At 64.8% G+C, this 26041-nt stretch carries 26 protein-coding genes; 13 read left to right on the top strand and 13 right to left on the bottom strand.

Annotated features, from left to right (window positions below):
- Positions 1-237: 237 nt before the first annotated feature.
- Both Q0L30_RS21685 and Q0L30_RS21690 read right to left on the bottom strand, forming a co-directional pair.
- Positions 238-879 (bottom strand): CoA transferase subunit B, encoded by a 642-nt coding sequence (locus tag Q0L30_RS21685; protein ID WP_296661708.1) that lies wholly within the window; start codon positions 877-879, stop codon positions 238-240.
- 12 nt (positions 880-891) lie between these two features.
- Positions 892-1599, bottom strand: a complete 708-nt coding sequence (locus tag Q0L30_RS21690; RefSeq protein WP_296661709.1) for a CoA transferase subunit A — start codon at positions 1597-1599, stop codon at positions 892-894.
- A 235-nt stretch (positions 1600-1834) separates the two neighbouring features.
- Here Q0L30_RS21690 and Q0L30_RS21695 point away from each other — a divergent pair, with 235 nt between their 5' ends.
- Positions 1835-2398: a LuxR C-terminal-related transcriptional regulator gene (locus Q0L30_RS21695; RefSeq protein ID WP_293037413.1), complete on the top strand. Its 564-nt coding sequence runs from the start codon at positions 1835-1837 to the stop codon at positions 2396-2398.
- Positions 2399-2490: 92 nt separating this feature from the next.
- On the opposite strand, the gene Q0L30_RS21700 is transcribed toward Q0L30_RS21695, so the two are convergent.
- Together Q0L30_RS21700 and Q0L30_RS21705 are read right to left on the bottom strand one after the other, a co-directional pair.
- Entirely contained in the window at positions 2491-2931 is a 441-nt protein-coding gene (locus Q0L30_RS21700; protein ID WP_296661710.1) for a thioesterase family protein, read from the bottom strand.
- A 55-nt stretch (positions 2932-2986) separates the two neighbouring features.
- Complete coding sequence (locus Q0L30_RS21705; RefSeq protein WP_296661711.1) at positions 2987-3766, bottom strand: SDR family oxidoreductase; 780 nt, start codon at positions 3764-3766, stop codon at positions 2987-2989.
- 175 nt (positions 3767-3941) lie between these two features.
- On the opposite strand from Q0L30_RS21705, the gene Q0L30_RS21710 reads away from it, so the two are divergent.
- Complete coding sequence (locus Q0L30_RS21710) at positions 3942-5615, top strand: electron transfer flavoprotein-ubiquinone oxidoreductase (RefSeq protein ID WP_296661712.1); 1674 nt, start codon at positions 3942-3944, stop codon at positions 5613-5615.
- Between the two features lie 117 nt (positions 5616-5732).
- Here Q0L30_RS21710 and aroC read toward each other — a convergent pair whose 3' ends face one another.
- The 3 genes from aroC to Q0L30_RS21725 all read right to left on the bottom strand — a co-directional run bounded on the left by aroC (position 5733) and on the right by Q0L30_RS21725 (position 9528).
- Positions 5733-6833 carry a chorismate synthase gene (aroC, locus tag Q0L30_RS21715; protein WP_296661713.1) on the bottom strand — a complete coding sequence of 367 codons (1101 nt, stop codon included), beginning with the start codon at positions 6831-6833 and terminating at the stop codon, positions 5733-5735.
- 96 nt (positions 6834-6929) lie between these two features.
- On the bottom strand, positions 6930-8894 hold the full coding sequence (locus Q0L30_RS21720; protein WP_296661714.1) for an MFS transporter: 1965 nt from the start codon (positions 8892-8894) through the stop codon (positions 6930-6932).
- A 178-nt stretch (positions 8895-9072) separates the two neighbouring features.
- Positions 9073-9528 (bottom strand): CBS domain-containing protein, encoded by a 456-nt coding sequence (locus Q0L30_RS21725; RefSeq protein ID WP_296661715.1) that lies wholly within the window; start codon positions 9526-9528, stop codon positions 9073-9075.
- Positions 9529-9832: 304 nt separating this feature from the next.
- Between Q0L30_RS21725 and Q0L30_RS21730 the strand changes: the two genes are divergently transcribed.
- The 3 genes from Q0L30_RS21730 (at position 9833) to Q0L30_RS21740 (ending at position 12490) form a co-directional block, all read left to right on the top strand.
- The gene (locus Q0L30_RS21730) at positions 9833-11185 is read left to right on the top strand and encodes an O-acetylhomoserine aminocarboxypropyltransferase (protein WP_296661716.1); all 1353 of its coding nucleotides are present in this window, start codon (positions 9833-9835) and stop codon (positions 11183-11185) included.
- On the top strand, positions 11182-12000 hold the full coding sequence (locus Q0L30_RS21735; RefSeq protein WP_296661717.1) for an alpha/beta hydrolase: 819 nt from the start codon (positions 11182-11184) through the stop codon (positions 11998-12000). Before Q0L30_RS21730 ends, Q0L30_RS21735 begins: the two co-directional genes overlap by 4 nt.
- Before the next feature lie 169 nt (positions 12001-12169).
- The gene (locus Q0L30_RS21740; protein ID WP_296661718.1) at positions 12170-12490 is read left to right on the top strand and encodes a DUF962 domain-containing protein; all 321 of its coding nucleotides are present in this window, start codon (positions 12170-12172) and stop codon (positions 12488-12490) included.
- Between the two features lie 106 nt (positions 12491-12596).
- Here the strand turns inward: Q0L30_RS21740 and Q0L30_RS21745 are convergent, their stop codons facing one another.
- Positions 12597-13925: a YihY family inner membrane protein gene (locus tag Q0L30_RS21745; RefSeq protein ID WP_296661719.1), complete on the bottom strand. Its 1329-nt coding sequence runs from the start codon at positions 13923-13925 to the stop codon at positions 12597-12599.
- Between the two features lie 89 nt (positions 13926-14014).
- Between Q0L30_RS21745 and wrbA the strand changes: the two genes are divergently transcribed.
- The 4 genes from wrbA to Q0L30_RS21765 all read left to right on the top strand — a co-directional run bounded on the left by wrbA (position 14015) and on the right by Q0L30_RS21765 (position 17493).
- The gene (wrbA, locus tag Q0L30_RS21750; protein WP_367277851.1) at positions 14015-14611 is read left to right on the top strand and encodes an NAD(P)H:quinone oxidoreductase; all 597 of its coding nucleotides are present in this window, start codon (positions 14015-14017) and stop codon (positions 14609-14611) included.
- A 74-nt stretch (positions 14612-14685) separates the two neighbouring features.
- Entirely contained in the window at positions 14686-15051 is a 366-nt protein-coding gene (locus Q0L30_RS21755; RefSeq protein WP_296661779.1) for a DUF2069 domain-containing protein, read from the top strand.
- Positions 15052-15225: 174 nt separating this feature from the next.
- Positions 15226-16662: an FAD-binding oxidoreductase gene (locus tag Q0L30_RS21760; protein ID WP_296661720.1), complete on the top strand. Its 1437-nt coding sequence runs from the start codon at positions 15226-15228 to the stop codon at positions 16660-16662.
- 24 nt (positions 16663-16686) lie between these two features.
- Positions 16687-17493 carry a metallophosphoesterase gene (locus Q0L30_RS21765; RefSeq protein WP_296661721.1) on the top strand — a complete coding sequence of 269 codons (807 nt, stop codon included), beginning with the start codon at positions 16687-16689 and terminating at the stop codon, positions 17491-17493.
- A 130-nt stretch (positions 17494-17623) separates the two neighbouring features.
- Here Q0L30_RS21765 and Q0L30_RS21770 read toward each other — a convergent pair whose 3' ends face one another.
- Positions 17624-17773 (bottom strand): hypothetical protein, encoded by a 150-nt coding sequence (locus Q0L30_RS21770; protein ID WP_296661722.1) that lies wholly within the window; start codon positions 17771-17773, stop codon positions 17624-17626.
- A 217-nt stretch (positions 17774-17990) separates the two neighbouring features.
- Positions 17991-18932, bottom strand: coding sequence for a LysR family transcriptional regulator (locus tag Q0L30_RS21775; protein ID WP_296661723.1), 942 nt, complete (start codon positions 18930-18932; stop codon positions 17991-17993).
- A gap of 156 nt (positions 18933-19088) precedes the next feature.
- Here Q0L30_RS21775 and Q0L30_RS21780 point away from each other — a divergent pair, with 156 nt between their 5' ends.
- From Q0L30_RS21780 to Q0L30_RS21795, 4 genes are read left to right on the top strand one after another with little or no spacing between them, the layout of a single operon-like run.
- Complete coding sequence (locus Q0L30_RS21780; protein WP_296661724.1) at positions 19089-20666, top strand: efflux transporter outer membrane subunit; 1578 nt, start codon at positions 19089-19091, stop codon at positions 20664-20666.
- A gap of 10 nt (positions 20667-20676) precedes the next feature.
- The gene (locus Q0L30_RS21785; RefSeq protein WP_296661725.1) at positions 20677-22875 is read left to right on the top strand and encodes an FUSC family protein; all 2199 of its coding nucleotides are present in this window, start codon (positions 20677-20679) and stop codon (positions 22873-22875) included.
- Complete coding sequence (locus tag Q0L30_RS21790) at positions 22865-23065, top strand: DUF1656 domain-containing protein (RefSeq protein ID WP_293040053.1); 201 nt, start codon at positions 22865-22867, stop codon at positions 23063-23065. The genes Q0L30_RS21785 and Q0L30_RS21790 overlap by 11 nt, the downstream gene beginning before the upstream one ends.
- Before the next feature lie 11 nt (positions 23066-23076).
- A complete protein-coding gene (locus Q0L30_RS21795) occupies positions 23077-23940 on the top strand; it encodes an HlyD family secretion protein (protein WP_296661726.1) in 864 nt (287 codons plus the stop codon).
- 25 nt (positions 23941-23965) lie between these two features.
- Here Q0L30_RS21795 and Q0L30_RS21800 read toward each other — a convergent pair whose 3' ends face one another.
- The 3 genes from Q0L30_RS21800 to Q0L30_RS21810 all read right to left on the bottom strand — a co-directional run bounded on the left by Q0L30_RS21800 (position 23966) and on the right by Q0L30_RS21810 (position 25362).
- The gene (locus Q0L30_RS21800) at positions 23966-24541 is read right to left on the bottom strand and encodes a hypothetical protein (RefSeq protein ID WP_296661727.1); all 576 of its coding nucleotides are present in this window, start codon (positions 24539-24541) and stop codon (positions 23966-23968) included.
- Positions 24542-24772, bottom strand: a complete 231-nt coding sequence (locus Q0L30_RS21805) for a hypothetical protein (protein WP_296661728.1) — start codon at positions 24770-24772, stop codon at positions 24542-24544.
- A gap of 176 nt (positions 24773-24948) precedes the next feature.
- Complete coding sequence (locus tag Q0L30_RS21810; protein ID WP_296661729.1) at positions 24949-25362, bottom strand: DUF995 domain-containing protein; 414 nt, start codon at positions 25360-25362, stop codon at positions 24949-24951.
- Between the last annotated feature and the right edge of the window lie 679 nt (positions 25363-26041).

The raw sequence follows: 26041 nt of genomic DNA on the forward strand, positions 1-26041 counted from the left end.
CCACACGCCGGGTGCCGGCAGGGTCTTGCCGGAGCCTGCTGGTTCGCCCGGTTGCCCCGCGCAGCAAGGCGGCGCACGTATGCGACCTGGCCAACCGGCCTATGCCGTTCGGCCGACGTTTCACGCGCTCGCCGAGGCGCGAGAATGGACACGTCCAAAAACGAAACGGGCGAGACCGAAGTCCCGCCCGCCCCGATCATGTTCGAGCCGTCCGCGTCTCTACAGCCGCTACAGCTTTCAGTGCATGGCGCTCACGTCGAGCGGCGCGCCCGTCTTCGCCTTGATTTCCTCGGCGGTCACGCCCGGCGCCAGCTCGGTCACCACGAGGCCCGCGTCGGTCACCTCGATCACGCCCAGATCGGTGATGATGACGTTCACGACGCCCACACCCGTAAGCGGCAGCGTGCAGGCTTCGAGAATCTTGTGCTGGTCGCCCTTCGCGACGTGCTCCATGAGCACGACCACGCGCTTGACACCCGCAACCAGGTCCATCGCGCCGCCCATGCCCTTGATCATCTTGCCCGGGATCATCCAGTTCGCGAGGTCGCCCTTTGCGCTCACCTGCATCGCCCCGAGGATCGCGAGATTGATGTGCCCGCCGCGAATCATCGCAAACGAGTCAGCCGACGAGAAGATCGACGAGCCCGGCAGCGTCGTCACGGTCTGCTTGCCGGCGTTGATCATGTCCGCGTCGACCTCTTCGTCGGTCGGGAACGGGCCAATGCCGAGCAGGCCGTTTTCCGACTGCAGCCAGACTTCCATGCCTTCGGGCACGTGATTCGCCACGAGCGTCGGCAAGCCGATGCCGAGGTTCACGTAGAAGCCGTCCTGCAGTTCCTGCGCCGCGCGTGCGGCCATTTCCTCACGATTCCATGCCATGATCGGTCTCCCTTAGGCGCGTGCCGCAGCGCGCACGGTGCGTTGTTCGATACGCTTTTCCGGGTGCGCATTGAGCACGATGCGCTGTACGAAGATGCCCGGCGTATGGATCGCATCCGGATCGAGTTCGCCGTTCTCGACGATCTCCTCGACCTCCACGACCGTGATCTTGCCCGCCATCGCGCACATCGGATTGAAGTTGCGCGCCGTACGGCGGTAAACGAGGTTGCCCGACTTGTCCGCCTTCCACGCCTTCACGAGCGCCACGTCGGCCGTCAGCGAGTGCTCGAGCACGTAGTGCCGGTCGCCGAACTGGCGCGTTTCCTTGCCCTCGGCAATCAGCGTGCCATAGCCCGTGTTCGTAAAGAACGCCGGAATGCCCGCGCCACCTGCGCGCAGCTTCTCGGCCAGCGTGCCCTGCGGCGTGAACTCAAGCTCGAGCTCGCCCGCGAGATACTGGCGCTCGAATTCCTTGTTCTCGCCCACGTACGACGAGATCATTTTCTTGATCTGGCGCGTCTCCAGCAGCAGGCCGAGACCGAAGCCGTCCACGCCCGCATTGTTGCTGATGCAGGTAATGCCCTTTACGCCTGTGTCGCGCAGCGCGCCGATCAGCGCCTCGGGAATGCCGCACAACCCGAAACCGCCGACTGCGAATGTCTGGCCGTCCTTGACGATGCCTTCGAGCGCGGCAGCCGCGCCTGGGTAGACCTTGTTCATCAGTGTGTCCTTTCCTCGAATGGAAATCCGGATACGGGTTTGTTCCGGCCTTGCGCGGGGACGTCGAGCCCGTCCCGGGAAGGCTTCATTCTAGCCATGCACGCGTGGCGGTGCAGTCGGGCATACCGTCCCGGCCGTTCGGCCAATCGGCCTTCCGATGGGTGCAAAGCGTACGCTGGCGGCATGTTGCGGCACAATACGCAAAACTACATAAAGCAATACCCGCATCTCCGCCATGCACGACACGCCTGCCCGCTCCGCGCTCGACTATCAGACCGCCTTTCACCTGGCGCCGATCGGCCTCGTGCTATCGCGCGAACGCATCATCGAAGACTGCAACGACCAGGTCGCCGCCATTTTCCGCTGCACGCGCGAGGCGCTGATCGGCCAGTCGTTTCAGGTGCTGTACCCATCGGAGGACGAATTCGAGCGCATCGGCACGCGCATTCCACCGATCATGAGCGCGCTCGGAAGCTACGCCGACGATCGCATTATGAAACGTGCCGGCGGCGAGCTCTTCTGGTGTCACGTGACCGGCCGCTCGCTCGATCGCGCGGCGCCTCATGCAGCGGGTGTCTGGACTTTCGAGGATCTGAGCGCGACGCGGCGCGTCGCCGTCGAACTGACGCCGCGCGAGCGCGAAATCGCCGCGCAACTGGTCACCGGCAAGACCAGCAAGCAGATCGGCCGGATTCTCGACATCAGCTCGCGCACCGTGGACGTCTACCGCGCGCGGCTAATGCGCAAGTACGACACCGGCAACGCGACCGAACTGCTGCAGCGGCTGCTCGGGCAATAACGGCGGCGGGTGCGGCCTGCAACGGCAACCGCATCGGCAACGGCAACCGCGACCGCATTGGCATCGGCAACGGCAAGCGCGCCGTGGCGCACTCAGCCGGGCCGGCTCGCCTTGACGAGCGGAGCGTGCTCGATCGTCACGCGCAGCGTGTCGGGAATCGGCACGGACTTGCCCGCCGCGTAGTCGATCCACACGCAACGGGCGTTACCGCGCGCGTAGACCGTTTCAGGGTCGTCGGCGCGGCGCAGTTCGAACCCGGTGTCGAAGCTGCTGCGGCCCGGCTGGCCAACGGTCATCGTGCACAAAACATCGCCCGGATAGTGCAGTTGGCGCAGAAACTCCATCGAGGCGTTGACGATCACCGGCCCTTGTCCTTCCGCATTGCTGCCCGCCACGCCCAACTGCTCGAACCAGGAAATCCGCACCTGCTCCATGTAGCGGAAATAGACCGTGTTGTTCACGTGGCCGAAGGCATCCATGTCGCCCCAGCGGATCGGCATGGTCATTTCAAAAACGGGGTGGTAATCAGTCATTGCACTTCTTTTTGCGTTGATACGAGGCGCCTGAGCGGCGGCCCTGGCCCGCCGTTCAGGCGAGCCCGAAGCCGTCGTCGGCCGTGATGATCGCGCCGTTCATGAAGGACGACTCGTCGGCCGCCAGTAACAGCAGCAGGCCGTCGAGGTCTTCGGGTGTGCCGACACGATGACGCGGCAGCATCGAGATGAGCTTCTGGCCCTGCTCGGTCGCCCAGTGATGGTGGTTGATTTCGGTGTCGATGTAGCCCGGGCAGATCGCGTTCACGTTGATCCCGTAGCGGCCCCATTCGAGTGCCATCGCCTTCGTCATGTGCACGACAGCAGCCTTGCTGATCGCGTACAGACCGATCTGCGGCAGCACGCGCAGCCCGGCTACCGAAGCGATGTTGATGATGCGGTACGCCGGATTCGAGCCGCCGCCGTTGCCGCGCATGATCATGCGCCGCGCGACTTCCTGGGCGACGAAAAAGGCGCCGCGGGTGTTCGTGTCGAACACGTATTCGAAATCGGCGGGCGTCACGTCCGCCAGCTTCTGCGTGGTCGAGACGCCGGAGTTGTTGACCAGGATGTCGATGGTGCCAGCCTCGGTTTCGGCATGCGCCACCGCCGAGCGGATGCTCTGGTAGTCCGTCACGTCGAGCGAAACAACGTGCGCGGCCCCGCCTTCGGCCTCGATCTCGGCGCGCAGCTCCTTGAGCCGCTCGACGCGCCGGCTCGCCAGCACGACCTTCGCACCAGCCTGCGAGAGCACGCGGGCAAAGCGCTTGCCAAGCCCGCTGGATGCCCCGGTGATCATCGCAACCTTGCCTTCCAGATTGATCGAGCGGCCCATGTGCGGTCCCTGTTCAGAGAAGAAGTAACACCAGAATCCGTGTCAATAGAAAAACGACGTTTCCGACGTAGAATAGAACGATCGTGCCTAAATTGATTTGTCCGGTTGCAGCCCGGGGAACGTTACCCGACAATACGAACCCGAAAAAAGCATTCTAATGGCAAGAGGAGCTTTGATGACCCCTGCAAGTCTTTTGGAGCAATACGGCCCACGCGAGTCGATGGAATACGACGTGGTGATCGTAGGCGGCGGTCCGGCTGGCCTGTCTGCAGCGATCCGCCTCAAGCAACTGGCGCAGGAAAAAGGCGTCGAGATCGGCGTGTGCGTTCTGGAAAAAGGCTCGGAAATTGGGGCGCATATCCTCTCGGGCGCGGTCATGGACCCGCGCGCGCTTAGTGAACTGATCCCCGACTGGAAGGAACAGGGCGCGCCGGTGACCGTCGAGGTCACCGAAGACCGCTTCCTGTTCCTTTCGGAAACCGGCGCGAAATCGGTGCCCAACTGGGCACTGCCGGACAACTTCAAGAACCACGGCAACTACGTCATCAGCCTCGCGAACGTCACGCGCTGGCTGGGCCAGCAAGCCGAGGCGCTCGGCGTGGAGATATTCCCGGGCTTTCCAGCGGCCGAAATTCTGTACGGCGAAGACGGCTCGGTAAAGGGCGTCGCCACCGGCAACATGGGCATCGGCAAGGATGGCGAGCCGACCGGGAGCTTCCAGCTCGGCATGGAGCTGCACGCGAAGTACACGCTCTTTTGCGAGGGCGCACGCGGGCATCTGGCCCGCCAGCTCACCGAGAAGCTCAAGCTCGGCGAGAACGCCGATCCGCAGGTCTACGGCATTGGCATCAAGGAACTGTGGGAAATCGATCCGGCGAAGCACCAGCCCGGTCTCGTCGTCCACACCGCGGGCTGGCCGCTCGACGCCCACACCTACGGCGGCTCGTTCCTCTATCACATCGACAACAACCAGGTGATGGTCGGTTTTGTCGTCGGCCTTGCCTACACGAACCCGTACCTGTCGCCGTTCGAGGAGTTCCAGCGCTACAAGACGCACCCCGAGATCCGCAAGTACCTCGAAGGCGGCAAGCGTGTTTCCTATGGCGCGCGCGCACTCACGGCGGGCGGCCTGATGTCGCTGCCGAAGCTCACGTTCCCGGGCGGCGCGCTGGTGGGCGACGACGCGGGCTTCCTGAACGCCTCGCGCATCAAGGGCAGCCACGCGGCGATCAAGACCGGCATGCTGGCCGCCGAGGCGGCGTTCGACGCCGTCCAGGCGGGCCGCCAGCACGACGAACTCACGGCTTATCCCGAAGCGTTCAGGCAGTCGTGGCTGCATGAGGAGCTGTACAAGGCGCGCAACTTCAAGCAGTGGATGGCCAAGGGCCTGTATTTCGGCACGCTGATGGTCGGTATCGAGCAGAAGCTCTTCGGCGGCAAGGTGCCCTGGACGCTGCATCACCAGCATCGCGACAACGAGATGCTGAAGCCCGCGTCGCAGTGCAAGCCGATCGAGTATCCGAAGCCCGACGGCAAACTCACGTTCGACCGGCTGTCCTCGGTGTTCATCTCCAACACGAACCACGAGGAAAACCAGCCCGCGCACCTCACGCTGAAGGACCCGAGCGTGCCGGTGAACGTGAACCTGCGCACCTATGCAGGCCCGGAGGCGCGTTTCTGCCCGGCTGCGGTCTATGAGTTCGTGAAAAACGAAGACGGCAGCGACCGCCTGCAGATCAACGCGCAGAACTGCGTGCACTGCAAGACCTGCGACATCAAGGACCCGACGCAGAACATCGTGTGGGTCACGCCCGAAGGCGGCGGCGGTCCGAACTACCCGAACATGTAAGTCGGGAAACCACCAAAAAAATGCCGCTTCAAGAAGCGGCATTTTTATTGGCCGGCGGGCGAGGCGAATGTTACCTCCACCCCACCTCGCGACGCTCAGGCGCCGGTCACGCGCCGGTCAGTCATCGCTCGCCGCGATTTTCGGCGTCGTCACGACGACATCCCCGCACTGCGCACGATGGCGCAGCGCATGGTCGATCAGCACGAGCGCGAGCATCGCCTCGGCAATCGGCGTCGCACGGATGCCCACGCACGGATCGTGGCGGCCGAATGTCTCAACGGTTGCGGCCACACCAGCCTTGTCGATCGAGCGGCGTGGCGTGCGAATGCTCGACGTCGGCTTGATCGCGATCGAAACGGTGACGTCCTGCCCGGTCGAAATCCCGCCGAGCACGCCGCCCGCATGATTGCCGTGAAAGCCATTCGGCGTGAGTTCGTCGCCGTGGACCGAGCCGCGTTGCGCGACGCTCGCGAAGCCCGCGCCGATCTCCACGCCCTTCACCGCGTTGATGCCCATCATCGCGTGCGCAATGTCGGCGTCGAGGCGGTCGAAGAGCGGCTCGCCCCACCCGACCGGAACGCCCGACGCCACCACGTTGATGCGCGCGCCGATCGAGTCGCCGTCGTGGCGCAATGCGTCCATGTAAGCCTCGAGTTGCGGCACGATTTCGGCGTTCGGCACGAAGAACGGATTCTCGGGCACATGCTTCCAGTCGACGAACGGCACGTCGATTTCCCCAAGCGACGCCATATAGCCGCGCACTTCGACGCCGAAGCGCTCGCGCAGCCACTTCTTCGCGACCGCGCCCGCCGCCACGGTCGGTGCGGTCAGGCGCGCCGACGAACGGCCGCCGCCGCGATAGTCGCGGATGCCGTATTTCTGCCAGTAGGTGTAATCGGCGTGGCCGGGGCGGAAGGTCTCGGCGATATTGCCGTAGTCCTTGCTGCGCTGGTCCGTATTGCGGATCAGGAGCGCGATGGGCGTGCCGGTCGTCGTGCCTTCGAACACGCCCGAGAGAATCTCGACCTTGTCCTCTTCCTGGCGCTGCGTCACGTGACGCGACGTGCCCGGGCGGCGTCGGTCCAGGTCATGCTGGATATCGGCTTCGGTCAGCGCCATCCCTGGCGGGCAGCCGTCGATAACGCAGCCGATGGCCGGACCATGGGATTCGCCAAAGGTGGTGACGGTGAAAAGCGTACCGAGCGTATTGCCAGACATGGCAGTCGTCCAATGTGAAGCGGGGAATCCAGCATTATGCCAGCCCGCGTGGCGCGCCGCCCGGGGTGCATGGCGAGGACGGCGGCATCCTGCGCCCTACCGCCGCGCGCCGCGCAAATCGGCGACGCTCTCCTGCAACCGTTCGAGCGTCGCTTCATCGGGCGCGATCGGCTCGCCCACGGCCAACGTGAGCCGGCTCGTCAGCCCGCGGCGCAGCGGGCGCGGCAGCACGGGTCCGGACTGACGCGAAAACACGCTGCCCCACAGTCCACGCAGCGCCATCGGCACGACGGGCACCGGCGAGCGCCTCAGAATCTCCATCACGCCGTGGCGAAACGGGTTGATGTCGCCCGTCTTCGTGAGCTTGCCTTCGGGAAAGATGCACACGAGTTCGCCGTCGGCCAGTGCGTCGGCGCACGCGTCGTACGCACGCGCGAGCCGCGCGGCGTCCTCGTGCGCCGGCGCAATCGGAATCGCCTTCGCATGCCGGAACACCCAGCCGAAAAACGGATGCCGGAAGATCTGGTAATCCATGACGAAGCGGATCGGGCGCGGGCTCTCGGCCATGATGACGATCGCGTCGACGTAGCTCACGTGATTGCAGATCAGCACGGCCGGACCCTCGGCGGGAATGCGCTCGACGTTCACGAGCCGCACGCGATAGAACGTATGCAACAGCACCCACGCGATAAAACGCAGCAGGAACTCGGGCACAAGCGTGTAGATGTACGCCGCGACGACGATGTTGAGCAGCGCGGTCGTGAGAAAAATACTCGGGATGCTGACGCCCGCGCGCGTGAGCGCCATCGCCATGATTGCGGACGCAATCATGAAAAGCGAATTGAGAATGTTGTTCGCGGCGATGATGCGCGCGCGATGGCTCGGCTCGCTGCGGCTCTGGATCAACGCGTAGAGCGGCACGCTGTAGAAGCCGCCGAACATCGCGAGCAGGAACAGATCGGCGAGCACGCGCCAGTGCGCAGCTATGCCGAGAAATTCGCCGACCGACAGCAGATGCGGCGCCGCGGGCAACGCATGGCTCGCGAAGAAGAGATCGATGCCGAACACACTCATGCCGATCGAGCCGAGCGGCACGAGCCCGATCTCGATGCGCCGCCGCGACAGCCGCTCGCACAGCAGCGAACCCGCGCCGATGCCGAACGAAAACATGGCGAGCAGCACGGTGACGACATCGGCATCGGCCATCAGGACGTCTTTCGCGAAATTGAAGAACGACGCGAGGAACGTCGCGCCGACGAACCACAGCCACGAGATGCCGAGCAGGCTCAGGAACACAGCGCGGTTGCCGTGCGCGAGCCGCAGGTTGCGCCAGGTTTCGGAGACCGGATTCCAGTTGATGCGCAGCCCCGGCTGCGGCGGCGGGCAAGGCGGCACGAAGGCCGACACGGTACGCCCGACCAGCGCGAGCACAATGCACACGGCGCCGAGCCACACGGCGCCGGTGCTGGTGCCTGCAATGCCCACAGCGGACGCACCTGTGGCCGCCGCCACGCCGCCGACGATCGTCCCGAGCAGGATCGCGACAAAGGTGCCGGATTCGACGAGCCCGTTGCCGCCGACGAGTTCATCCGTGGCGAGTTTCTGCGGCAGATACGCGTATTTGACCGGCCCGAACACGGTCGAATGGACGCCCATCAGGAACGTGCACGCATAGAGCAGCGGCGCGTTGTGCAGCCAGAAGCCCGCGGCGCCGACCAGCATCACGGCGATTTCGAAGGTCTTGACCCAGCGCGTGAGCATCGCCTTGTCGAACTTGTCGGCGACCTGGCCCGAGGTCGCGGAAAACAGCACGAACGGCGCGATGAAGATCGCCGAAATAAGGAACGCGACGGTCTTCGGATCGATGCCGGAAAAGCGCGCCGCCTGATACGTGACGAGCGACGTGAAGCCGATCTTGAACACGTTGTCGTTCATCGCGCCAAGAAACTGCGTCCAGAAGAAAGGCGCAAAACGCCGCTCGCGCAGCAGGCGGTACTGCGACGCGTGAGCCGCGTGTTCGCGCGCGGCATCTTGCGCGGCGGGGATCGGACGATCGTTCATCGAATGGAGTGAAGCTGCGCAAAGTACCGCTGGCAGATCGCAGGTACACCGCGGGTACGTCGCTGGTACATCGCGGGTACACATCGCGGGTACACATTAGGCAGACGTGAAAAAGCGCGCCTGATGCGCGCTTTTTCATACCTGACGCAATACAAACGTCAAACGCAAACGACGCGGCTCAGCGCGCCGGTTGACGCTCTTCCTCGGGCCAGTCGCGGATATACGCCTTCAGCAGGCGGTTCTCGAAGCCCTGCGCTTCCACCACGGCCTTCGCGACGTCGTAGAACGAAATCACGCCCATCAGCCCGCCCTTCTCCATCACCGGCAGATAGCGCACGTGATGCTCGAGCATCATGCGGCGCACTTCGTTGATATCGGTTTCGGGCGTGCAGGTGATGGGGTGATCGTCCATGACCTTGCGGATCGTCGAGGTGCCGACGCTGCCGCCGGTCGTGCGCAGCGTGAGGATGACCTCGCGGAACGTCAGCATGCCGACGAGATCGCCGTACTCCATCACGACGAGCGAGCCGATGTCGTGCTCGGCCATGGTGCTGACTGCGTCCTTCAACAGGGTGTCGGGCGTGACGGTGTAGAGCACATTGCCCTTGACCTCGAGGATGTCGCTCACGCGCATGATCTGGCTCCTGGAAATCCCGCGAAATGGGGGAGAGATGCTGGAAAGATACCTACCTGTTTTCGATCCTAGCGGAAAGGCCGCCAAAAGGAAAGCGAACCTGCGGGCGGCTGCCGGGCCGTGCCGCGCGCTTTTGCCCACATCGCTCCAACCTCGCGCCGCGCGGCATCCGTCGCTGAAAAACCGCGTTCGGAACCACCATCGCCGCCCGCTCGCTTTGCCTGGGCTTCCGCACGGCCCCGGCGATGTTACGATTCCGTCACCTAATCTCGAATGCCGGTCGAGCGCCGGCTGCGCCGCCACGATGCCCGACACCCGTTTCGATACGCTCGCGCTGCATGCCGGCGCGGCCCCCGACCCCGCCACCGGCGCCCGCGCGACGCCGATCTACCAGACCACGTCTTTCAGCTTCCGCGATGCCGATCACGCCGCCGCGCTCTTCAACATGGAGCGCGCCGGGCACGTCTACTCGCGCATTTCGAACCCGACCGTCGCCGTATTCGAGGAGCGCGTCGCCGCGCTTGAGGGCGGCGCGGGCGCGATCGGCACCGCGAGCGGCCAGGCCGCGCTGCATCTGGCAATCGCGACGCTGATGGGCGCGGGCGCGCACATCGTCGCATCGGCGGCGCTCTACGGCGGCTCGCACAACCTGCTTGAATATACGCTTCGACGCTTCGGCATCGAGACGACATTCGTCAAACCAGGCGATCTCGACGCCTGGCGCGCCGCGCTGCGGCCGAACACGCGCCTGCTCTTTGGCGAAACGCTCGGCAATCCGGGCCTCGAAGTGCTCGACATCGCGGCCGTCGCGCAGATCGCCCACGATCACCGCGTGCCGCTGCTCGTCGATTCCACGTTCACGACGCCGTATCTGCTGCGCCCCTTTGATCACGGCGCGGATTTCGTCTACCACTCGGCCACGAAATTCCTCGGCGGCCACGGCACGACCATCGGCGGCGTGCTCGTGGACGGCGGCACGTTCGACTTCGAGGCGTCCGGCCGTTTCCCCGAGTTCACCGAACCCTACGCAGGCTTTCACGGCATGGTCTTCACTGAGGAAAGCACCGTCGCGCCCTTCCTGTTGCGCGCGCGCCGCGAGGGCCTGCGTGATTTCGGCGCATGCCTGCATCCGCAGGCGGCGTGGCAACTGCTTCAGGGCATCGAAACGCTGCCGCTGCGCATGGAGCGGCACGTCGCCAATACGCGGCGCGTCGTCGAGTTTCTCGCCGCGAACGAGGCCGTCGAATCGGTCGCTTATCCCGAGCTGCCGGGCCATCCCGATCACGCGCTCGCGCAACGGCTGCTGCCGCGCGGCGCGGGCGCCGTGTTCAGCTTCAACCTGCACGGCGGGCGCGACGCGGGCAAGCACTTCATCGAAGCGCTTACGCTCTTCTCGCATCTCGCGAACGTCGGCGACGTGCGCTCGCTCGTGATCCATCCCGCCTCGACGACGCACTTCCGCATGGACGCGGCCGCCCTCGCCGCCGCAGGCATCGCGGAAGGCACGATCCGCCTTTCGATCGGCCTGGAGGACCCGGACGACCTCATCGACGACCTCAAGCGCGCGCTCAAGGCGTCGCAGAAGGCGACGGAGAAAGCAGCGCAGAAAGCAGCGCCCGGCGCGAACGCGAAGCAGGCCGGCAAGGAGGCGTCATGATCGTCGACGTGCAAGGCAAACCGGCCTATGCCTACACGGGCGGCCGCCCGTTCGATCCGGCGCTGCCCGCCGCCGTGTTCGTTCACGGCGCGGAGCACGATCACAGCGTCTGGGGGCTGCAATCGCGCTACTTCGCGCATCACGGTTTCAGCGTGCTGGCCGTCGATCTGCCCGGCCACATGCGCAGCGCGGGCCCCGCACTTACGAGCATCGGCGCGCTCGCCGACTGGCTCGCCGCACTGCTCGATGCGCTCGGCGTCAAGGAGGCGTTCGTCGCCGGACACAGCATGGGCTCGCTAATCACGCTCGAATTCGCGGCACGCCATCCGGAGCGCGCGCGCCGCGTGGCGTTGCTCGCGAGCGCCTTCCCGATGACGGTTTCGCCGATGCTGCTCGACGCCGCCCGCGAACGCGAGCCCGAAGCCATCGCACTCGTGAATCAGTGGTCGCATTCGACGCTCGCGGCAAAACCGTCTAACCCGGGCCCCGGTTTCTGGCTGCGCGGCGTGAATCAGCGGCTCATGGAGCGCGTCTCGGCGCGCAGCGAGCCGCAGCTTTTCCATACCGATTTCGCGGCCTGCAACGATTACGTGGACGGCCTCGCGAGCGCGGCGAAGGTGCGCTGCCCGGTGCGGCTGGTCGTGGGAAAACGCGATGCGATGACGCCGCCGCGCGCGGCGCGCCCGATTGCCGACGCGCTCGCGCAGGCGGGCGTGCAAGTCGATACGGTGACGGTCGACGCGGGCCACGCGCTGATGACCGAGCAGCCCGACGCGACGCTCGACGCGCTCTACGCGTTCGCCGCGCAGCGATAAGTCGAAATGTCGGGAAAGGCGGCGGGAAAGCCGGCGCAACCAGGCCATACGGCCAGGTTGCGCCGCCAGGCCGATCGCCGGAGAATGGGCGTATCCACGGTCCCCTGTGCGGTGTGCGAAGGACTTACCGGGCACACGCGAAGCACGCCGCCGCGCGAAGGAGGAAGCGATGCAACACGCCACTCACACCGAGCACTTCGCGAATTTCGCGGAGTTCTATCCGTACTACCTGAGCGAGCACCAGCACATCATGTCGCGCCGCCTGCATTTCATCGGCTCGCTGGGCGTGATCGGCTGCGTCGCCATGGCGATTGCCACCGGCAACTGGCTCTGGCTGCCGCTGGCCGTCGTTTGCGGCTATGGGTTCGCATGGGTAGGCCACTACGCATTCGAGAAAAACCGGCCCGCCACCTTCCGTCACCCCATCTACAGCCTGATGGGCGACTGGGTCATGTTCTCGGATATCTGCCGCGGGAAGATCTCGCTGTAGCACGTCACGCGCACTAAGGGCACCGGACACATCCCGCCGCCTTTAGTGCGTGTTTGTACGCTTTAGTGCGCCCTTGCCGCGCCCTTGCTGCACCCTTTCCGTACCTTCAAGCAGCCTGATGCGGCAACGGCGGGGGCGACTGCCCGCTTGCCCCGGCCATATCGTTCATTTCGTCCGCGGGGGTACGCCGCGCCGCCAGCAGCGTGGCGAGCGAGACGGCGAGCTTGTCGTTTTCGAGCGCGTTGAGCAGCGTATTGGCGTCGATGCCGCTCGACTTCAGATTGAGCCGATACGCGAGTTCCCGGCGATCGATCACAAAGCGGCCGAACAGGTCCGCCACCGGAATGCGCGCCGGATTCGCGATCAGCAGGAAATGCGGCTTTGCGCCGTCGTTTTCCAGACGCCCAATGAGTTCGTCCTGCTCCATGTCGTCGATAAGCCGCGTCACGGTCGCGAGATCGCGCCTGAGCATCAGCGCAAGCTGCTCCGCCGTGCGGCCGGGCTGCCCCGCTTCGCGCGCGCCGGCCAGCAGCGCGAGCAGTTCGAGCGCGTCGAGCAAATCGCTGCCCGGAAAGCGCGGCCTGCCGTAGCGCCCCGTGCGGATCTCCGGCAGCGCCGACGTGATCATGGCGCCCGCGAGCGTAATGAACCAGCTCAGATACACCCACAGCAGGAACATCGGCGCGAAGGCAAACGCGCCGTAGACTGCCGTGTAGGTCGGAATACGCCGCACGTAAAGGCCGAAGCCGCGCTTCGCGCATTCGAACGCGATGGCCGCCGCAATGCCGCCCACCACGGCGTCGCGCCACTGCACATAGCAGTTCGGCAGATAGACATAGAGCATCGTGAACGCAAGCGCCTCGAGCGGCAGCGCGATGCCTGCCAGCGCCCAGTCGAACAACCCGGAGACATGCTGCTCGGACGCGATGGCGAGCGAGCGCGTGAACAGATACGACGAAATCGAAAGGCTCACGCCGATCAGGATCGGACCGAGCGTGATGACCGCCCAGTACACGAGCACGCGCTGCGCGAACGGGCGCGCCTTGCGCACGCGCCAGATCAGGTTGAAGGCGGATTCGACCGTCATCATCGTCATCACCGACGTGACGAACAGCACGATCATGCCCATCGTCGTGAGGCCCTTGGCCTTCGACTCGAACTGGTTGAGGTACTTGAAGATCTGGCTGTTGATCTGCGCGGGCATCAGGTGATCGGCGAGAAAACCCTGCAGCGAATTGTGGAACGAGCCGAAGATCGGAAACGCCGTGAGCAGCGCGAATGCGACGGTCGCGAGCGGCACGAGCGCGAGCATCGTCGTGAACGTGAGGCTGCCCGCAACCTGCGCAATACGGTCTTCACGGCTGCGCCGCGCGGCGAATCGCGCGAGCCGCTTCGCGCTATCCAGATCGATGCGAGCTCTCGACAACACGTTCATCTGCCTGCCTTCCAGGAAACCGCCGAAAACGATGCGCCGCATGCGCGGCAAACCCAGCCCTTATAATATCCGGTTCACCGACGAGGCCTATGAAACCGATCCTTGTGCTTTACTACAGCCGGCATGGTGCGACCCTGGAACTCGCGCGCGCGATCGCCCAGGGCATCGACAGTGTCCCTGGCGCCGAGGCCCGCCTGCGAACCGTGCCGCCCGTCTCCACCGTGTGCGAGGCCACCCGGCCGGACATTCCCGACGACGGCCCGCCCTATGCCGAGCTGCGCGACCTCGAAGAATGCGCGGCGCTCGCGCTCGGCTCGCCGACACGCTTCGGCAACATGGCCGCACCGCTCAAATATTTCCTCGACGGCACCACGCCGCAGTGGCTCTCCGGGGCGCTTTCGGGCAAACCGGCGTGCGTGTTCACATCGACGGCAAGCCTCCACGGCGGCCAGGAAACCACGCTGCTTTCGATGATGCTGCCGCTATTGCATCACGGCATGCTGCTCCTCGGCATTCCCTATACCGAAAGCCTGCTCAACACGACGCAAAGCGGCGGCACGCCGTACGGCGCATCGCATCACGCGCGCGTGGGCGCCCACGGCCTTTCGACGGACGAAAAAACGCTTGCGGTCGCGCTCGGCGCGCGGCTTGCGCGGGCGGCGACGGCTCTGAGCGAGCGGCCATGAGCGGGCACAAGAACGTGAACGACAGCGCGAACGGCAACACGAACAACAGTGCGAACGCGCCCGGTCGAAGCACCATGAGCCGCATCGCCGCGCTCGGCGCCAGCGTCACGCTCGTTGCGCTCATCATGCTTTGCCTCGCCTGGGAATGGCGGCTCGCGCCGCTGCGGCCGGGCGGCAGCGCGCTCGTGCTGAAGGTGCTTCCGCTCGCAATCGCACTGCCCGGCGTGCTGCGGCGTCGCGTGTATACGCTGCAGTGGGCGTCGATGCTCGTGCTGCTCTACTTCGCCGAGGGCATCGTGCGCGGCATGACCGACCCCGCGCCCGCCAATCTCCTGGCCTGGATCGAGGTCGCGCTCACGCTCGGCTTCTTTGTCTGCGCGCTCGTCTACGTCGCGCCGTTCAAGCGGGCGGCCAGGCGCCGCAAGCGCGAGGCGGCGTGAGTTCACGCAATCGGGCCGTCTGCAGCGGTAGCCGCCAGCGCAGCACGCGTAGCGCTCGATCCGGGCGCTCGCGCGCCGCACCGCGACGGCGCGCGGCCGGCGTGTCACACTGAAGCCTCTGCAGAATCAACCAGCGCCGCGATCAGACATGCACGCGCGGACAGCCCGAACATCATGAGCCAGGCCAACCTCGATACTTCCTCTGCCTTCCTCGACGCGTGCGCCGCCGCCATCGGCGCCCAGCACGTCCTGACCGACTCCCACGACGCCGCACCCTACCTCGCCGACTGGCGCCGCCGCTATCGGGGCGCCGCGCGCGCCGTGCTGTGCCCGGCCGATACCAGCGAAGTCGCCGCCATCGTCAAGCTCGCGCACGCACACCGCGTCGCGCTCGTGCCGCAAGGCGGCAATACGAGTCTCGCGGGCGGCGCGACGCCCGACGCGTCCGGCCAGCAAGCCGTGCTGAGCCTGCGGCGCCTGAATCGCGTACGCGAGATCGATCCGCACAACAACACCATCACCGTCGAAGCCGGCGTGATCCTCGCCGAAGTCCAGGCGCGCGCGGACGAAGCCGGGCGTCTGTTCCCGCTCTCGCTCGCAGCCGAGGGCAGCTGCACGATCGGCGGCAACCTGTCGACGAACGCGGGCGGCACCGGCGTGCTGCGCTACGGCAACACGCGCGAGCTGTGCCTCGGGCTCGAAGTCGTCACGCCCGAAGGCGAGATCTGGGACGGCCTGCGCGGTCTGCGCAAAGACAACACAGGCTACGATCTGCGCGACCTGTATATCGGCGCCGAAGGCACGCTCGGTGTGATCACGGCCGCCGTGATGAAGCTGCATCCGCTGCCCGCTGCGCGCGTCACGGCGCTTGCCGCGCTCGGCTCCGCACACGCCGCGCTCGATTTCCTCGCGCTCGCGCAACGCTACGCAGGGCCGCTTCTGACCGGCTTCGAACTGATGTCGGACTTCTGCATGCAGCTCGTCGGGCGCCATTTCCCGCAACTTCGCTATCCGTTCGAGCAGCGCCACGCGCAGGTGGTGCTGCTCGAACTCTCCGACAACGAGAGCGAAGAACATGCGCGCGCGCTCTTCGAACGGCTCATGGAGGCCGCGCTGGAACAGGGTGTCGTGGAAGACGCGGTGGTCGCCGAAAGCCTCGCGCAGTCGCTCGCGTTCTGGAACCTGCGCGAGCACATTCCGCTCGCCCAGGCGCAGGAAGGCTTGAACGTGAAGCACGACATCGGCGTGCCGATCTCGCGCATCGGCCAGTTCATCGAGGAAACCGACGCCGACATCGCACGGGTCGTGCCGGGCGCGCGCATGGTGACCTTCGGCCATCTCGGCGACGGCAACCTGCACTACAACGTACAGGCGCCCGAAGGCGGCGATCCGAAGCGCTTCCTCGCCGAGAACGAAAAGACCTTGAACCGCATCGTCTACGACAACGTGGCGCGCCATCGCGGCACGATCAGCGCCGAGCATGGCCTCGGGCAGCTGAAGCTCGACGAGGCCGCGCATTACAAGAGCGCGGTCGAACTGAAGCTCATGCGTGCGCTCAAAGCGGCGCTCGATCCGCTGAATCTCATGAATCCGGGCAAGGTGCTGCGCTAGGCGCGCGCAACAGGAGACGAAATCGTGAAGATCCGCGTGCTGTCCGACCTGCATCTGGAAAACGACGAGCCCGATACGATCCCGCACGCGCAGGCCGATCTCGTCGTGCTCGCGGGCGACATTCACAACCACGCGCTCGGTTTGCGCTGGGCTGCGGAAACGTTCGATCCGCAGGTGCCGGTGGTCTATGTGCCGGGCAACCACGAGTATTACGACGGCGAATTCGGCGCGCTGGAGACGGCGATGCGCGACGCGGCATCGACGCTCGACAACGTGCACTTCCTGAACAATGCCGTGCTCACGGATCCGGCGGGCCGCTGGCGCGTGCTCGGCACGACGCTGTGGGCGGATTTCGCGCTCTTCGGCGCCGACGACGCGGCGCGCGCGAACGCCATCGCTGCCGCCGAACGTGTGATGCTCGACTTTCGCGGATTGATCCAGGTTTCGTGGCCGGCGAGCACGGGCGCTGCGGCGCGCGATTTCACGCCGCAAGACTCGCTCGCGCTGCACGCGCACGCGCGCACCTGGCTCGAAGCGGAACTGGCAAAGCCGTTCGCGGGCAAGACGATTGTCGTCACGCATCACGCGCCGCATCGGCAGAGCCTCGCGGCGCGCTACGCGGACGATCCCGTGTCTGCAGGTTTTGTCAGCGACCTCGACGCGCTCGTGCGCACGCCGGTCGCGCTATGGGTGCATGGCCACACGCACACGTGCTTCGATTACACGACCCATGGCACACGCGTCGTGTGCAATCCGCGCGGCTATCGCAGCCGCCGCACCGGGCTGCCGGAAAACCCCGCATTCGCGTGGGACAAAATCGTAGAAATCTGACGAGCCGGGCTGACGTGGCGGCCGTCGCTCGCGAGGCGCTGGGCGGGCCGGTAAGTGATGGGTGACAGTTAAATGCGCGCGCAACTATAGCGCGGCGCATGCGGGCTCAATGGAACGATTAGCACAAGCCTTACGACCGATCCTGCGGATCGCTTTCGCGCCGCACGCGCAGCGTCACCGGCGCAAGCTGCGCGCGGCGCATGCGCAGCAAGTCGCGCGATGCGCCGATGCCGATCAGGCCCATCATCACGGCGATACCGATTAGCAGATGCGTATTCATGGAAATCCTCGGGCGATGGCGATTGAAATGGTGGCGAAAAAACCTTTCCGCCACCTTAGCAAAGCACCGTGTGCCCGGGAGTAAGGAAGTGTTGCGATCGGCTGCACGTGTAACAGCCTGTCACAACGCGCGGCCCGGACAGGCCGCATAAACGTGCTCATGCAGGCGCTCATGCAGGCGCTCAGTTACGTGCGCAGGTACGTGCTCAGATACGCATTCAGGTACGCGCAAACTTGCGTAATTCGGCCTGATCGTTTGCGAGCGTCGCGGGCAGTTTCTCGCGCAGCAGTTCCACCCACGTACGGATCTTCGCGTCGAGATACTGTCGCGACGGATACATCGCATACACATTCATCTCCTGCGACTTGTATTCGGGCAGGATCCACACGAGTTCGCCGCTGCGCAGCCCGCTGATGGCCGAATAGATCGGCAGCAGGCCGATGCCCATGCCTTCGCGCACGGCCACCGCCATCGCCTCGGCGACATTCACCTGGAACACGGGCGTGGGGAGGTTGATGGTCTGTTCGCCGTCGGGGCCGCTGAACTGCCATTGCGACATCGGAAACACCGGCGTCACGACCGGCAGGCAGGTGTGATGGGCGAGATCGGCGGGCCGTTGCGGCACGCCGTGGCGCTCGAGGTACGCAGGCGACGCGCACGCAATGCTGAACGCGCTCGCGATGCGTTGTGACACGAAACCCGAATCCGGCAGATCGTTCGCCGCCAGCACGAGCGCAACGTCGTAGCCCTCGTCGAGCAGATCCGGCATGCGCTGCGCGAGCGTAAGTTCGACGCTCACATCGGGATAAAGCTGCTGATACGCGCCCACCGCCGGCACGACATAGTGCTGGCCGAAGCTCGTCATCGCGTGGATCTTCAATTTGCCCGAGGGCCGCGCGTGCGCGTCGCCCGCTTCCGCTTCCGCCTGGTCGACGTACGCGAGAATCTGCTCGCAGCGCTGCAGATAGCGCTCTCCGGCTTCGGTCAGCGCGATGCGGCGCGTCGTGCGGTTCAGCAGGCGCGTGCGTAGATGCGCCTCCAGATCCGACACCGCGCGCGAAGCGTAGGCCGTTGTCGTATTCAGGTACTGCGCGGCACCGGTGAAGCTCCCCGCCTCGACCACCCGGACAAAAACGCGCATGTTCTGCAGCGTATCCATTTCCACCCTTTTTCTAACGGAAGGATTGTTACATAAATTGCAAAATCAATTGTACAAGATTGCGTAAGAATACCTTGCATCCTTACGCCTTATTCGGCAATAGATCAAAAAATATAATGACGAGCACTGTTCTATAGCCAGGATGAGGAGTAAATTGTGCAGCCCCCGGTATCGAAAGGACTTGTCGCACTCACGGTTCTTACGTTCTCTTCAATAATCGCGGGTTGCGCCAGTACCGGGGATATCGCACCGCAATCGAAGCGGGTCGATGCCGTGCAACTCGATGCCGGATCCGCGATCCGGGCCGCCAACGCCGATGCGCAGTGGCCCGCGAGCGACTGGTGGCGCAGCTATCGCGATCCGCAGCTCGACACCTGGATCGATGCAGCGATCGCGGGCAATCCGTCGCTCGGCGCAGCGCAGGCGCGCGTGCGCGAAGCGCGCTCGATGGCGGGCGTCGCCGCCGCGGGGCTGCTCCCGCAGATCAACGGCAACATGTCGGTCCAGCGTCAGCAATGGGCCGACAACGTCTACTACGGCCCCGGCCCGCTCGCCGGCGCGAATACCTGGAACAACACGGCGGCGCTCGGCCTCTCGTATCACCTCGACCTGTGGGGTCAGGACAGGAACAGCGCGGAGCGCGCGCTCGACCTCGCGCACGCGAGCGCCGCCGATGCGCGCGCCGCCCAGCTCGAACTCGAAGTCAACGTCACGCGCGCGTACATCGAACTTTCGCTGAACTACGCGCTGCTCGACATCGCGAAGCAAACGCTCGGCGAACAGCAGAAAATCCTCGCGCTCGCGCAAAAACGCCTGGCGGGCGGCATCGGCACGCAGCTCGAAGTGAGCCAGGCGCAAACGCCGCTGCCCGAGTACGAACGCCAGGTGGACGCGGTCGAAGAAGCCATCGCGCTCGGCAAAAACCAGCTTGCCGCACTCGCGGGCAAGGGACCCGGCGCGGGCGAGTCGATCACGCGGCCAGCCCTCTCGCTCGCAACACCGGCAGGCCTGCCCTCGACGCTGCCCGCCGAGCTGATCGGCCATCGCCCGGACATCGTCGCGGCGCGCTGGACCGTGGCCGCGCAGGCGCGCGGCATCGACGTCGCCAAGGCGGCGTTCTATCCGAACGTGAACCTGCTCCTTTCGATGGGCGGCTACGCGGCCGCAGGCCCGCTGTTCCAGTTCCTGAAGTCGATGAGCGGCAGCTGGGCCGGCGGCCCCGCGCTCTCGCTGCCGATCTTCGATGGCGGACGCCTGCGCGCGCAGCTCGGCGCGCAATCGGCTGCGTACGACATCGCCGTCGACCAGTACAACCAGACCATCGTCACCGCGCTCAAGGAAATCGCCGACGAGGTCGTGCGCATGCGCTCGCTCGCGACCCAGGAAGACGACGCGCATCGCTCGGTCGACGCCGCGCAGCGCAATTTCGATCTCGCGACGGAAAGCTATCGCCGCGGTCTCACCGACTATCTGAACGTGCTGATCGCACAGACGCAATTGTTGCGCGCGCAAGAAAGCGTCGCGCGCATCGCGGCCGAACGCCTTGTTGCGCAAGCAACGCTGGTGGCCGCGCTCGGCGGCGGCGCAATCGATTCGTCGACCGGACCGGCCGACGCCGAGCAACTGCCCGCGCACGGCAAGACGACGCGCACGGTGCCGCTCGCGCCCGCTGCGCTGCTTGCGCCCGCGGATCGCGCAGACCACACGGATCGCGCGGACCGGCGCGACGAGTAAGGCAGCGCCCATGCAAGCGTCCCCCTCCGCCTCATCCGGCTCCGAGCGGCTGATCGCAGCCCTCGCCGACTGGGCGCGCACCGATGGCCTCGTCTGGATCTATCTCTTCAAGGCGATCGCCGCTGCGCTGCTCGCGCTCGGCATCGCCATGAAGCTCGACCTGCCGCAGCCGCGCACCGCCATGACCACGGTGTTCATCGTGATGCAGCCGCAAAGCGGCATGGTGTTCGCGAAGAGCTTTTACCGGATCGGCGGCACGCTGATCGGGCTCGTCGTGATGCTCGCGTTGATCGGCCTGTTCGCCCAGCAGCCGGAGCTGTTCATCCTCTCGACGGCGCTCTGGGTCGGCATCTGCACCGCCGGCGCCGCGCGCAACCGCCACTTCCGCTCGTACGGCTTCGTGCTCGCGGGCTACACGGCCGCGCTGATCGGCATTCCGGCCTCGCAGCATCCCGACGGCGCGTTTATGTCCGCGCTCACGCGCGTCGCCGAGATCTCGCTCGGCATCGTGTGCTCGGGCATCGTCAGCGCGGTCGTGTTTCCGCAATACACCGGCAATCAGTTGCGCGCGACCGTGCGCCAGCGCTTCTCGGCGTTCGTCGACCATGTGTCGGCGGCGCTCTCGGGACGCACCGAACGCGCGCAGATCGAAGCGACCAACGCGCGCTTCGTGGCCGACGTCGTCGGCTTCGAGGCCGCCCGCACCAGCGCCGTCTTCGAATCGCCGGATTCGCGCATGAAAAGCGGCCGGTTCGCGCGCCTGAACAGTGAATTCATGACGGCTTCCACGCGCTTTCACGCGCTGCATCAGCTGATGAACCGGCTGCGCGGCGACGCAGCTTCGGCAAGCGTCGAAGCGCTCGAACCGTACTTCCGCGAAATCGCGCCGCTCTTCGCGAAGTGCGGCGAACCGGTGCTCGCCGCCGCCGATGCCGCTCACGTCTCGCAGCAGCTCGAAGCCTGGCGCGCAACGCTGCCGAAGCGCGTGCGCGCCACGCGTGCCGAACTCGAAGCGCGCGGCACGGCAAATCTGCTCGACTTCGATACGGCGACCGAACTGCTCTATCGCTTCATTCACGAGATGACCGAGTACACGGCGACCTACGCGTCGCTTGCCGTCGATACGCACGTGCGCGAGAACTGGCTCGCGCGCTACGTGCCGAAGACGAACTGGATCGCGGCGGGCGTCGCGGGCCTGCGCGCGGCAGTGACGATGTCGTTGCTCGGCGCATTCTGGATCGCCACGGCCTGGCCGAGCGGCCCGAACCTGGTGCTCATGGCGGCAACGATCTGCGCGCTCGCGTCGTCGTCGCCGTTTCCGTCGCGCACCGCAAGTCAGATGGCCGTGGGCGCGGCGCTCGCATCGCTCGTCGGCATGGTCCTCACGTTCGGCGTGTTTCCGCACATCGACGGCTTTGCGCTGCTTGCCGCCGTGCTCGCGCCCGCGCTCGCGTTCGGCGTGTTCCTCACGACGCGCCCGAAATACGCGGGCTGCGGCGTGGGCTACTGCATCTTCCTGTGTTTCCTCGCGGGACCGGACAACGTGATCCAGTACAACCCGGGCAACTACATCAACGACGCCATCGCGCTCGTCGCGTCGATGGCAGTGGCGGCCGCCGCATTCGCCGTGTTCCTGCCGCCCTCCACGCCGTGGCTGCGCAACCGTCTTCTCGCCGACCTGCGCGGACAGGTCGCGCATGCGTGCCGCACGCGCCTCTTCGGCCTGCGCAACCGCTTCGAGAGCGGCGCGCGCGATCTGATGTTCCAGATCCAGGCGCTCGTCGGCAGCGACGACACGCTCAAACGCGACACGTTGCGCTGGCTCTTTTCGGTGCTCGAAGTGGGCAACGCCGTGATCGACCTGCGCCACGAACTCGCCACGCTGCCCGCGCACCCGCGCTACGCGGCGGGCACGGCGTGGCGCGCAGCGATCCACGCGATGCTCGGCACGTTGAGCGCGCTCTTCGCGCGCCCTGGAACGCGCCGCCATGCGCAGGCGCTGTCCGCCACCGATGCGGCCATCGCCGCGGGCCAGGCCGTGCTCGACAGCTTCGAGCCGCCGCGCGAAGAGCGCCATCAGTTGCAGCGCATCCTGAGCCATCTGCATTTCATCCGCACCGCGCTCATCGATCCGCAATCGCCGCTTCCGCACCATGCGGCACCGGCGGGGCACGCTGGTTCAGCGCAAGGAGTCAACCATGCCGCGTGACGTGGCTTTTCTCGACGCCTACATTCCGGCGATCGTCCTCTTGTTCATCCTCGGCTCCGCCATCACCTGGGTGCTCGATTCCATGCTGGCGCGCGCCGGCCTCTACCGGATAGTCTGGCACCCCTCCCTCTTTCGCGTGAGCCTGCTGGTGGTCGTGTGCTGCGCGCTCGGCCTCGCCGTCTATCGTTGAACCGTTCAATCATGACTATCCGAAACATCATGGGCTTTATCGCGACCGCGATCATCTTCGTCGTCGCCCTGCTGGTCGGGCGCGTGCTGTGGGTCCACTACATGGACGAGCCGTGGACCCGCGATGGCCGCGTGCGCGCCGAAGTGGTCAACATCGCACCCGATGTCTCGGGCGCCGTGGTCGAACTGCCCGTCGCCGACAACCAGTTCGTCCACAAGGGCGATCTGCTGATGCAGATCGACCCGTCGCATTACGCGATCGCCGTGGAGCAGGCGCAGGCGGCTGTCGCCGCGCACAAGGCGGAACTGACGATGCGCGAGGACGATGCGAAGCGTCGCGCCGATATGGACAACCTCGTCGTCTCGAAGGAAAACCGCGAAAACGCGTCGCACACCGCGAGCGCCGCGCAGGCGCAGTACCAGGAAGCGCTCGCCGCGCTCGACGCCGCGAAGCTCAATCTTCAGCGGACGCGCGTGATTTCGCCGGTCGACGGTTACGTGACGAACCTTCAGGTGTTCAAGGGCGACTATGCGATTGCCGGCCAGGCGAAGCTTGCGGTGGTGGACAGCCACTCGTTCTGGGTCTACGGCTACTTCGAGGAAACCAAGCTGCCGCACGTGAAGGTGGGCAACAAGGCCGAGATCAAGCTCATGAGCGGCGGCACGCTGGAGGGCCACGTCGAAAGCATCTCGCGCGGCATCTACGACCGCGACAATCCTCAGAGCCGCGAATTGCTCGCCGATGTGAACCCGACATTCAACTGGGTGCGCCTTGCGCAACGCGTGCCGGTGCGCGTGCATATCGACAAGGTGCCCGACGACATGGTCCTCGCGGCGGGCACGACCTGTACGGTGGTGGTGAAGCCCGGGACTTGAGCGATGTGCGTGAAGCGACCGTTGACTATTGGTGGTACCAGTCTCTGTTAATGTCGACCGGCTCCGATCTACCATCGTTCGAGCGCCAGGCGACTTTATAGGCTGCCCGGAAATTTTCGGTCATCCTTACGGCAATGTCCTTGACGGCGTTTGTCTTTGAATCGCGCTCCTGGATCTGAATGAGTTTGCGTTGGTAATTTACTGGGCTCCTAAGCTCGGGCAGTCCATCCCCCAAGCCGAATGCCGGCTCTGCAGCCGGATGGTTCTCGTATGCGACATATACGGGGACCGTATACCCCCCCACCAAAGCACCAGGGATCTGAAGCGCGTCGCAGCACTGCTTGACCCAACTCTCTTGCTCCTGTGCGTTGGTGGGCGGCGCACCCAACGTGCACCCGACGACGCATACTTTCTTTAACCTCCACGACTCCCCTATTTTGGTCTGAACATCCTTCAACAGCTTTGCGATCTGCCCGGGCGACGTATTGTGAGTCGACACCCCGCCATAGCCATGCAAAATAACGTATGCGCCCCATGTAAGCGATTCCGCTTTCTTGTTTGAATAGAGGAGTTTGCCGAGATCGCTCTTCCCCGACTTCATTTATTTTGCGACTGCGTTCCTGATGCCTTCCGCATTTTTTTCATCGAGCCCGGAGAAGCCGATCAAGAACGAGCGCACCACCTTACCCTGCAGTTTTGCAATGGCCTCGTCATTCGTCGCAAGGGCTCGGGCCTCGTCGTGGCGCGCTTTTAGATTCCTCGCTGTCGTGGGCGATTCGCCCTCGGGATTACGCTCTTCCTCGTACAGAATTACAAGGCGATCGACTCTCATATCCCTCCCGATGGCGCAACCGCATTGGAATCGGCCCAAGTCTCACCAGTTATAGCCAGGGCCAACCCAAATTGCCATCTTGGCGGAAGAAAACAAGGGTGGCTTTCTGCCGGAGCGACGCGCAAGCCATTGAACAGCTAAAAGATTGCAAATCGCGCGCGCGTTGGGCTGAATCCTCACTTCGAGACCTTCAACTTCCAACTCGGCCCACCCGAGGAAGAAACGAGAACATAGGCTCCATCCTCAGCCTTCGCGACTGAGCGGCACCAGTCCGAAACCGATTTGCGCCACTCTATGTGGCTGCAGAACTTACCGTCATCGCTGATGTGCCATGTTCCAGGCGCATACGACGAATAGTTCTTGCCGCCGGAAGCCAGACCGGATTGACCCACGGCATGGAGCGTGCCGTCAGCGTTGTTTGTCCAGGTGTTGGTGCCGCCGGAGTCAAAGGTAATGTCAACTTTGGCGCCAGGCATCAACTGCATCAGTTCATCCTTCGTAAGAACCTGTGCGTCTTGCGCATATGCAACGCGGCCAACGCAAGCGACGAGCAAAATCATCGATGTGGACACCAGGTAGAGGCGGGACATGTTGTTCTCCTCTCCGCGCTCAGCGAAGCTGGGGGCGGTAGCAGAGTGACAGGTGAAGGCAATCTTGGACTTCTGGACGCGTGATGACTAAACGGCGAATCACGGGCAAAGGGCTCGCCCGGGTTAAAACAGCAACTGACTGGCTATATGGCCCGGCAATTGTAGTCAGCGCAAAATCACTCGCTCTGTGCGATACCACACAGACGGCACGACGAATCCGCCTCTCTCGTCATACGAGACGGCGCTTTTCCGCGCTCCGGTCCGGCAGTTTGGCTCGTTGTCATTCTGGAAAACTAACCTTTATGCAATTCCGCTTTCCGAAATCCTGTCACGTTTAGAAACATTGGAAATGACGGCTGTACATTGGAAATGGAAGCCGGTGCGACGAGACCAACCGATGCGCTCAGAGTCGCTTATGCAAAAGAAACTACTCCGCCAACTGAAGGGCCGAGCTATCCGGCTATTGTGGTGAAGTCACCATTTCTGAGTTCATCGTCGCTAGACGTCTATACCGCACGTGATGGAATTCCTCTGGCCCAGTTCGATAATCGACCACATACTAAGGCAGCCTCAGAATTTCGGATCCTTTAGAGTTGAAAAATCCAGCACTACTCAGGAGCTTCGTTCAATCGGTCGGAAAGAAGAGCACGTAATCCGGCATGTCAAGTTTCGACACTGC

The sequence above is a fragment of the Paraburkholderia sp. genome (genome assembly GCF_024281035.1).
In the GTDB taxonomy this organism is placed as follows: domain Bacteria; phylum Pseudomonadota; class Gammaproteobacteria; order Burkholderiales; family Burkholderiaceae; genus Paraburkholderia.

Coding starts and splice junctions, on each gene's coding strand:
- Q0L30_RS21685 (WP_296661708.1), bottom strand. CDS start 879: ATGGCATGGAATCGTGAGGAAATGGCCGCACGCGCGGCGCAGGAACTG.
- Q0L30_RS21690 (WP_296661709.1), bottom strand. CDS start 1,599: ATGAACAAGGTCTACCCAGGCGCGGCTGCCGCGCTCGAAGGCATCGTC.
- Q0L30_RS21695 (WP_293037413.1), top strand. CDS start 1,835: ATGCACGACACGCCTGCCCGCTCCGCGCTCGACTATCAGACCGCCTTT.
- Q0L30_RS21700 (WP_296661710.1), bottom strand. CDS start 2,931: ATGACTGATTACCACCCCGTTTTTGAAATGACCATGCCGATCCGCTGG.
- Q0L30_RS21705 (WP_296661711.1), bottom strand. CDS start 3,766: ATGGGCCGCTCGATCAATCTGGAAGGCAAGGTTGCGATGATCACCGGG.
- Q0L30_RS21710 (WP_296661712.1), top strand. CDS start 3,942: ATGACCCCTGCAAGTCTTTTGGAGCAATACGGCCCACGCGAGTCGATG.
- aroC (WP_296661713.1), bottom strand. CDS start 6,833: ATGTCTGGCAATACGCTCGGTACGCTTTTCACCGTCACCACCTTTGGC.
- Q0L30_RS21720 (WP_296661714.1), bottom strand. CDS start 8,894: ATGAACGATCGTCCGATCCCCGCCGCGCAAGATGCCGCGCGCGAACAC.
- Q0L30_RS21725 (WP_296661715.1), bottom strand. CDS start 9,528: ATGCGCGTGAGCGACATCCTCGAGGTCAAGGGCAATGTGCTCTACACC.
- Q0L30_RS21730 (WP_296661716.1), top strand. CDS start 9,833: ATGCCCGACACCCGTTTCGATACGCTCGCGCTGCATGCCGGCGCGGCC.
- Q0L30_RS21735 (WP_296661717.1), top strand. CDS start 11,182: ATGATCGTCGACGTGCAAGGCAAACCGGCCTATGCCTACACGGGCGGC.
- Q0L30_RS21740 (WP_296661718.1), top strand. CDS start 12,170: ATGCAACACGCCACTCACACCGAGCACTTCGCGAATTTCGCGGAGTTC.
- Q0L30_RS21745 (WP_296661719.1), bottom strand. CDS start 13,925: ATGAACGTGTTGTCGAGAGCTCGCATCGATCTGGATAGCGCGAAGCGG.
- wrbA (WP_367277851.1), top strand. CDS start 14,015: ATGAAACCGATCCTTGTGCTTTACTACAGCCGGCATGGTGCGACCCTG.
- Q0L30_RS21755 (WP_296661779.1), top strand. CDS start 14,686: ATGAGCCGCATCGCCGCGCTCGGCGCCAGCGTCACGCTCGTTGCGCTC.
- Q0L30_RS21760 (WP_296661720.1), top strand. CDS start 15,226: ATGAGCCAGGCCAACCTCGATACTTCCTCTGCCTTCCTCGACGCGTGC.
- Q0L30_RS21770 (WP_296661722.1), bottom strand. CDS start 17,773: ATGAATACGCATCTGCTAATCGGTATCGCCGTGATGATGGGCCTGATC.
- Q0L30_RS21775 (WP_296661723.1), bottom strand. CDS start 18,932: ATGGATACGCTGCAGAACATGCGCGTTTTTGTCCGGGTGGTCGAGGCG.
- Q0L30_RS21785 (WP_296661725.1), top strand. CDS start 20,677: ATGCAAGCGTCCCCCTCCGCCTCATCCGGCTCCGAGCGGCTGATCGCA.
- Q0L30_RS21790 (WP_293040053.1), top strand. CDS start 22,865: ATGCCGCGTGACGTGGCTTTTCTCGACGCCTACATTCCGGCGATCGTC.
- Q0L30_RS21795 (WP_296661726.1), top strand. CDS start 23,077: ATGACTATCCGAAACATCATGGGCTTTATCGCGACCGCGATCATCTTC.
- Q0L30_RS21800 (WP_296661727.1), bottom strand. CDS start 24,541: ATGAAGTCGGGGAAGAGCGATCTCGGCAAACTCCTCTATTCAAACAAG.
- Q0L30_RS21805 (WP_296661728.1), bottom strand. CDS start 24,772: ATGAGAGTCGATCGCCTTGTAATTCTGTACGAGGAAGAGCGTAATCCC.
- Q0L30_RS21810 (WP_296661729.1), bottom strand. CDS start 25,362: ATGTCCCGCCTCTACCTGGTGTCCACATCGATGATTTTGCTCGTCGCT.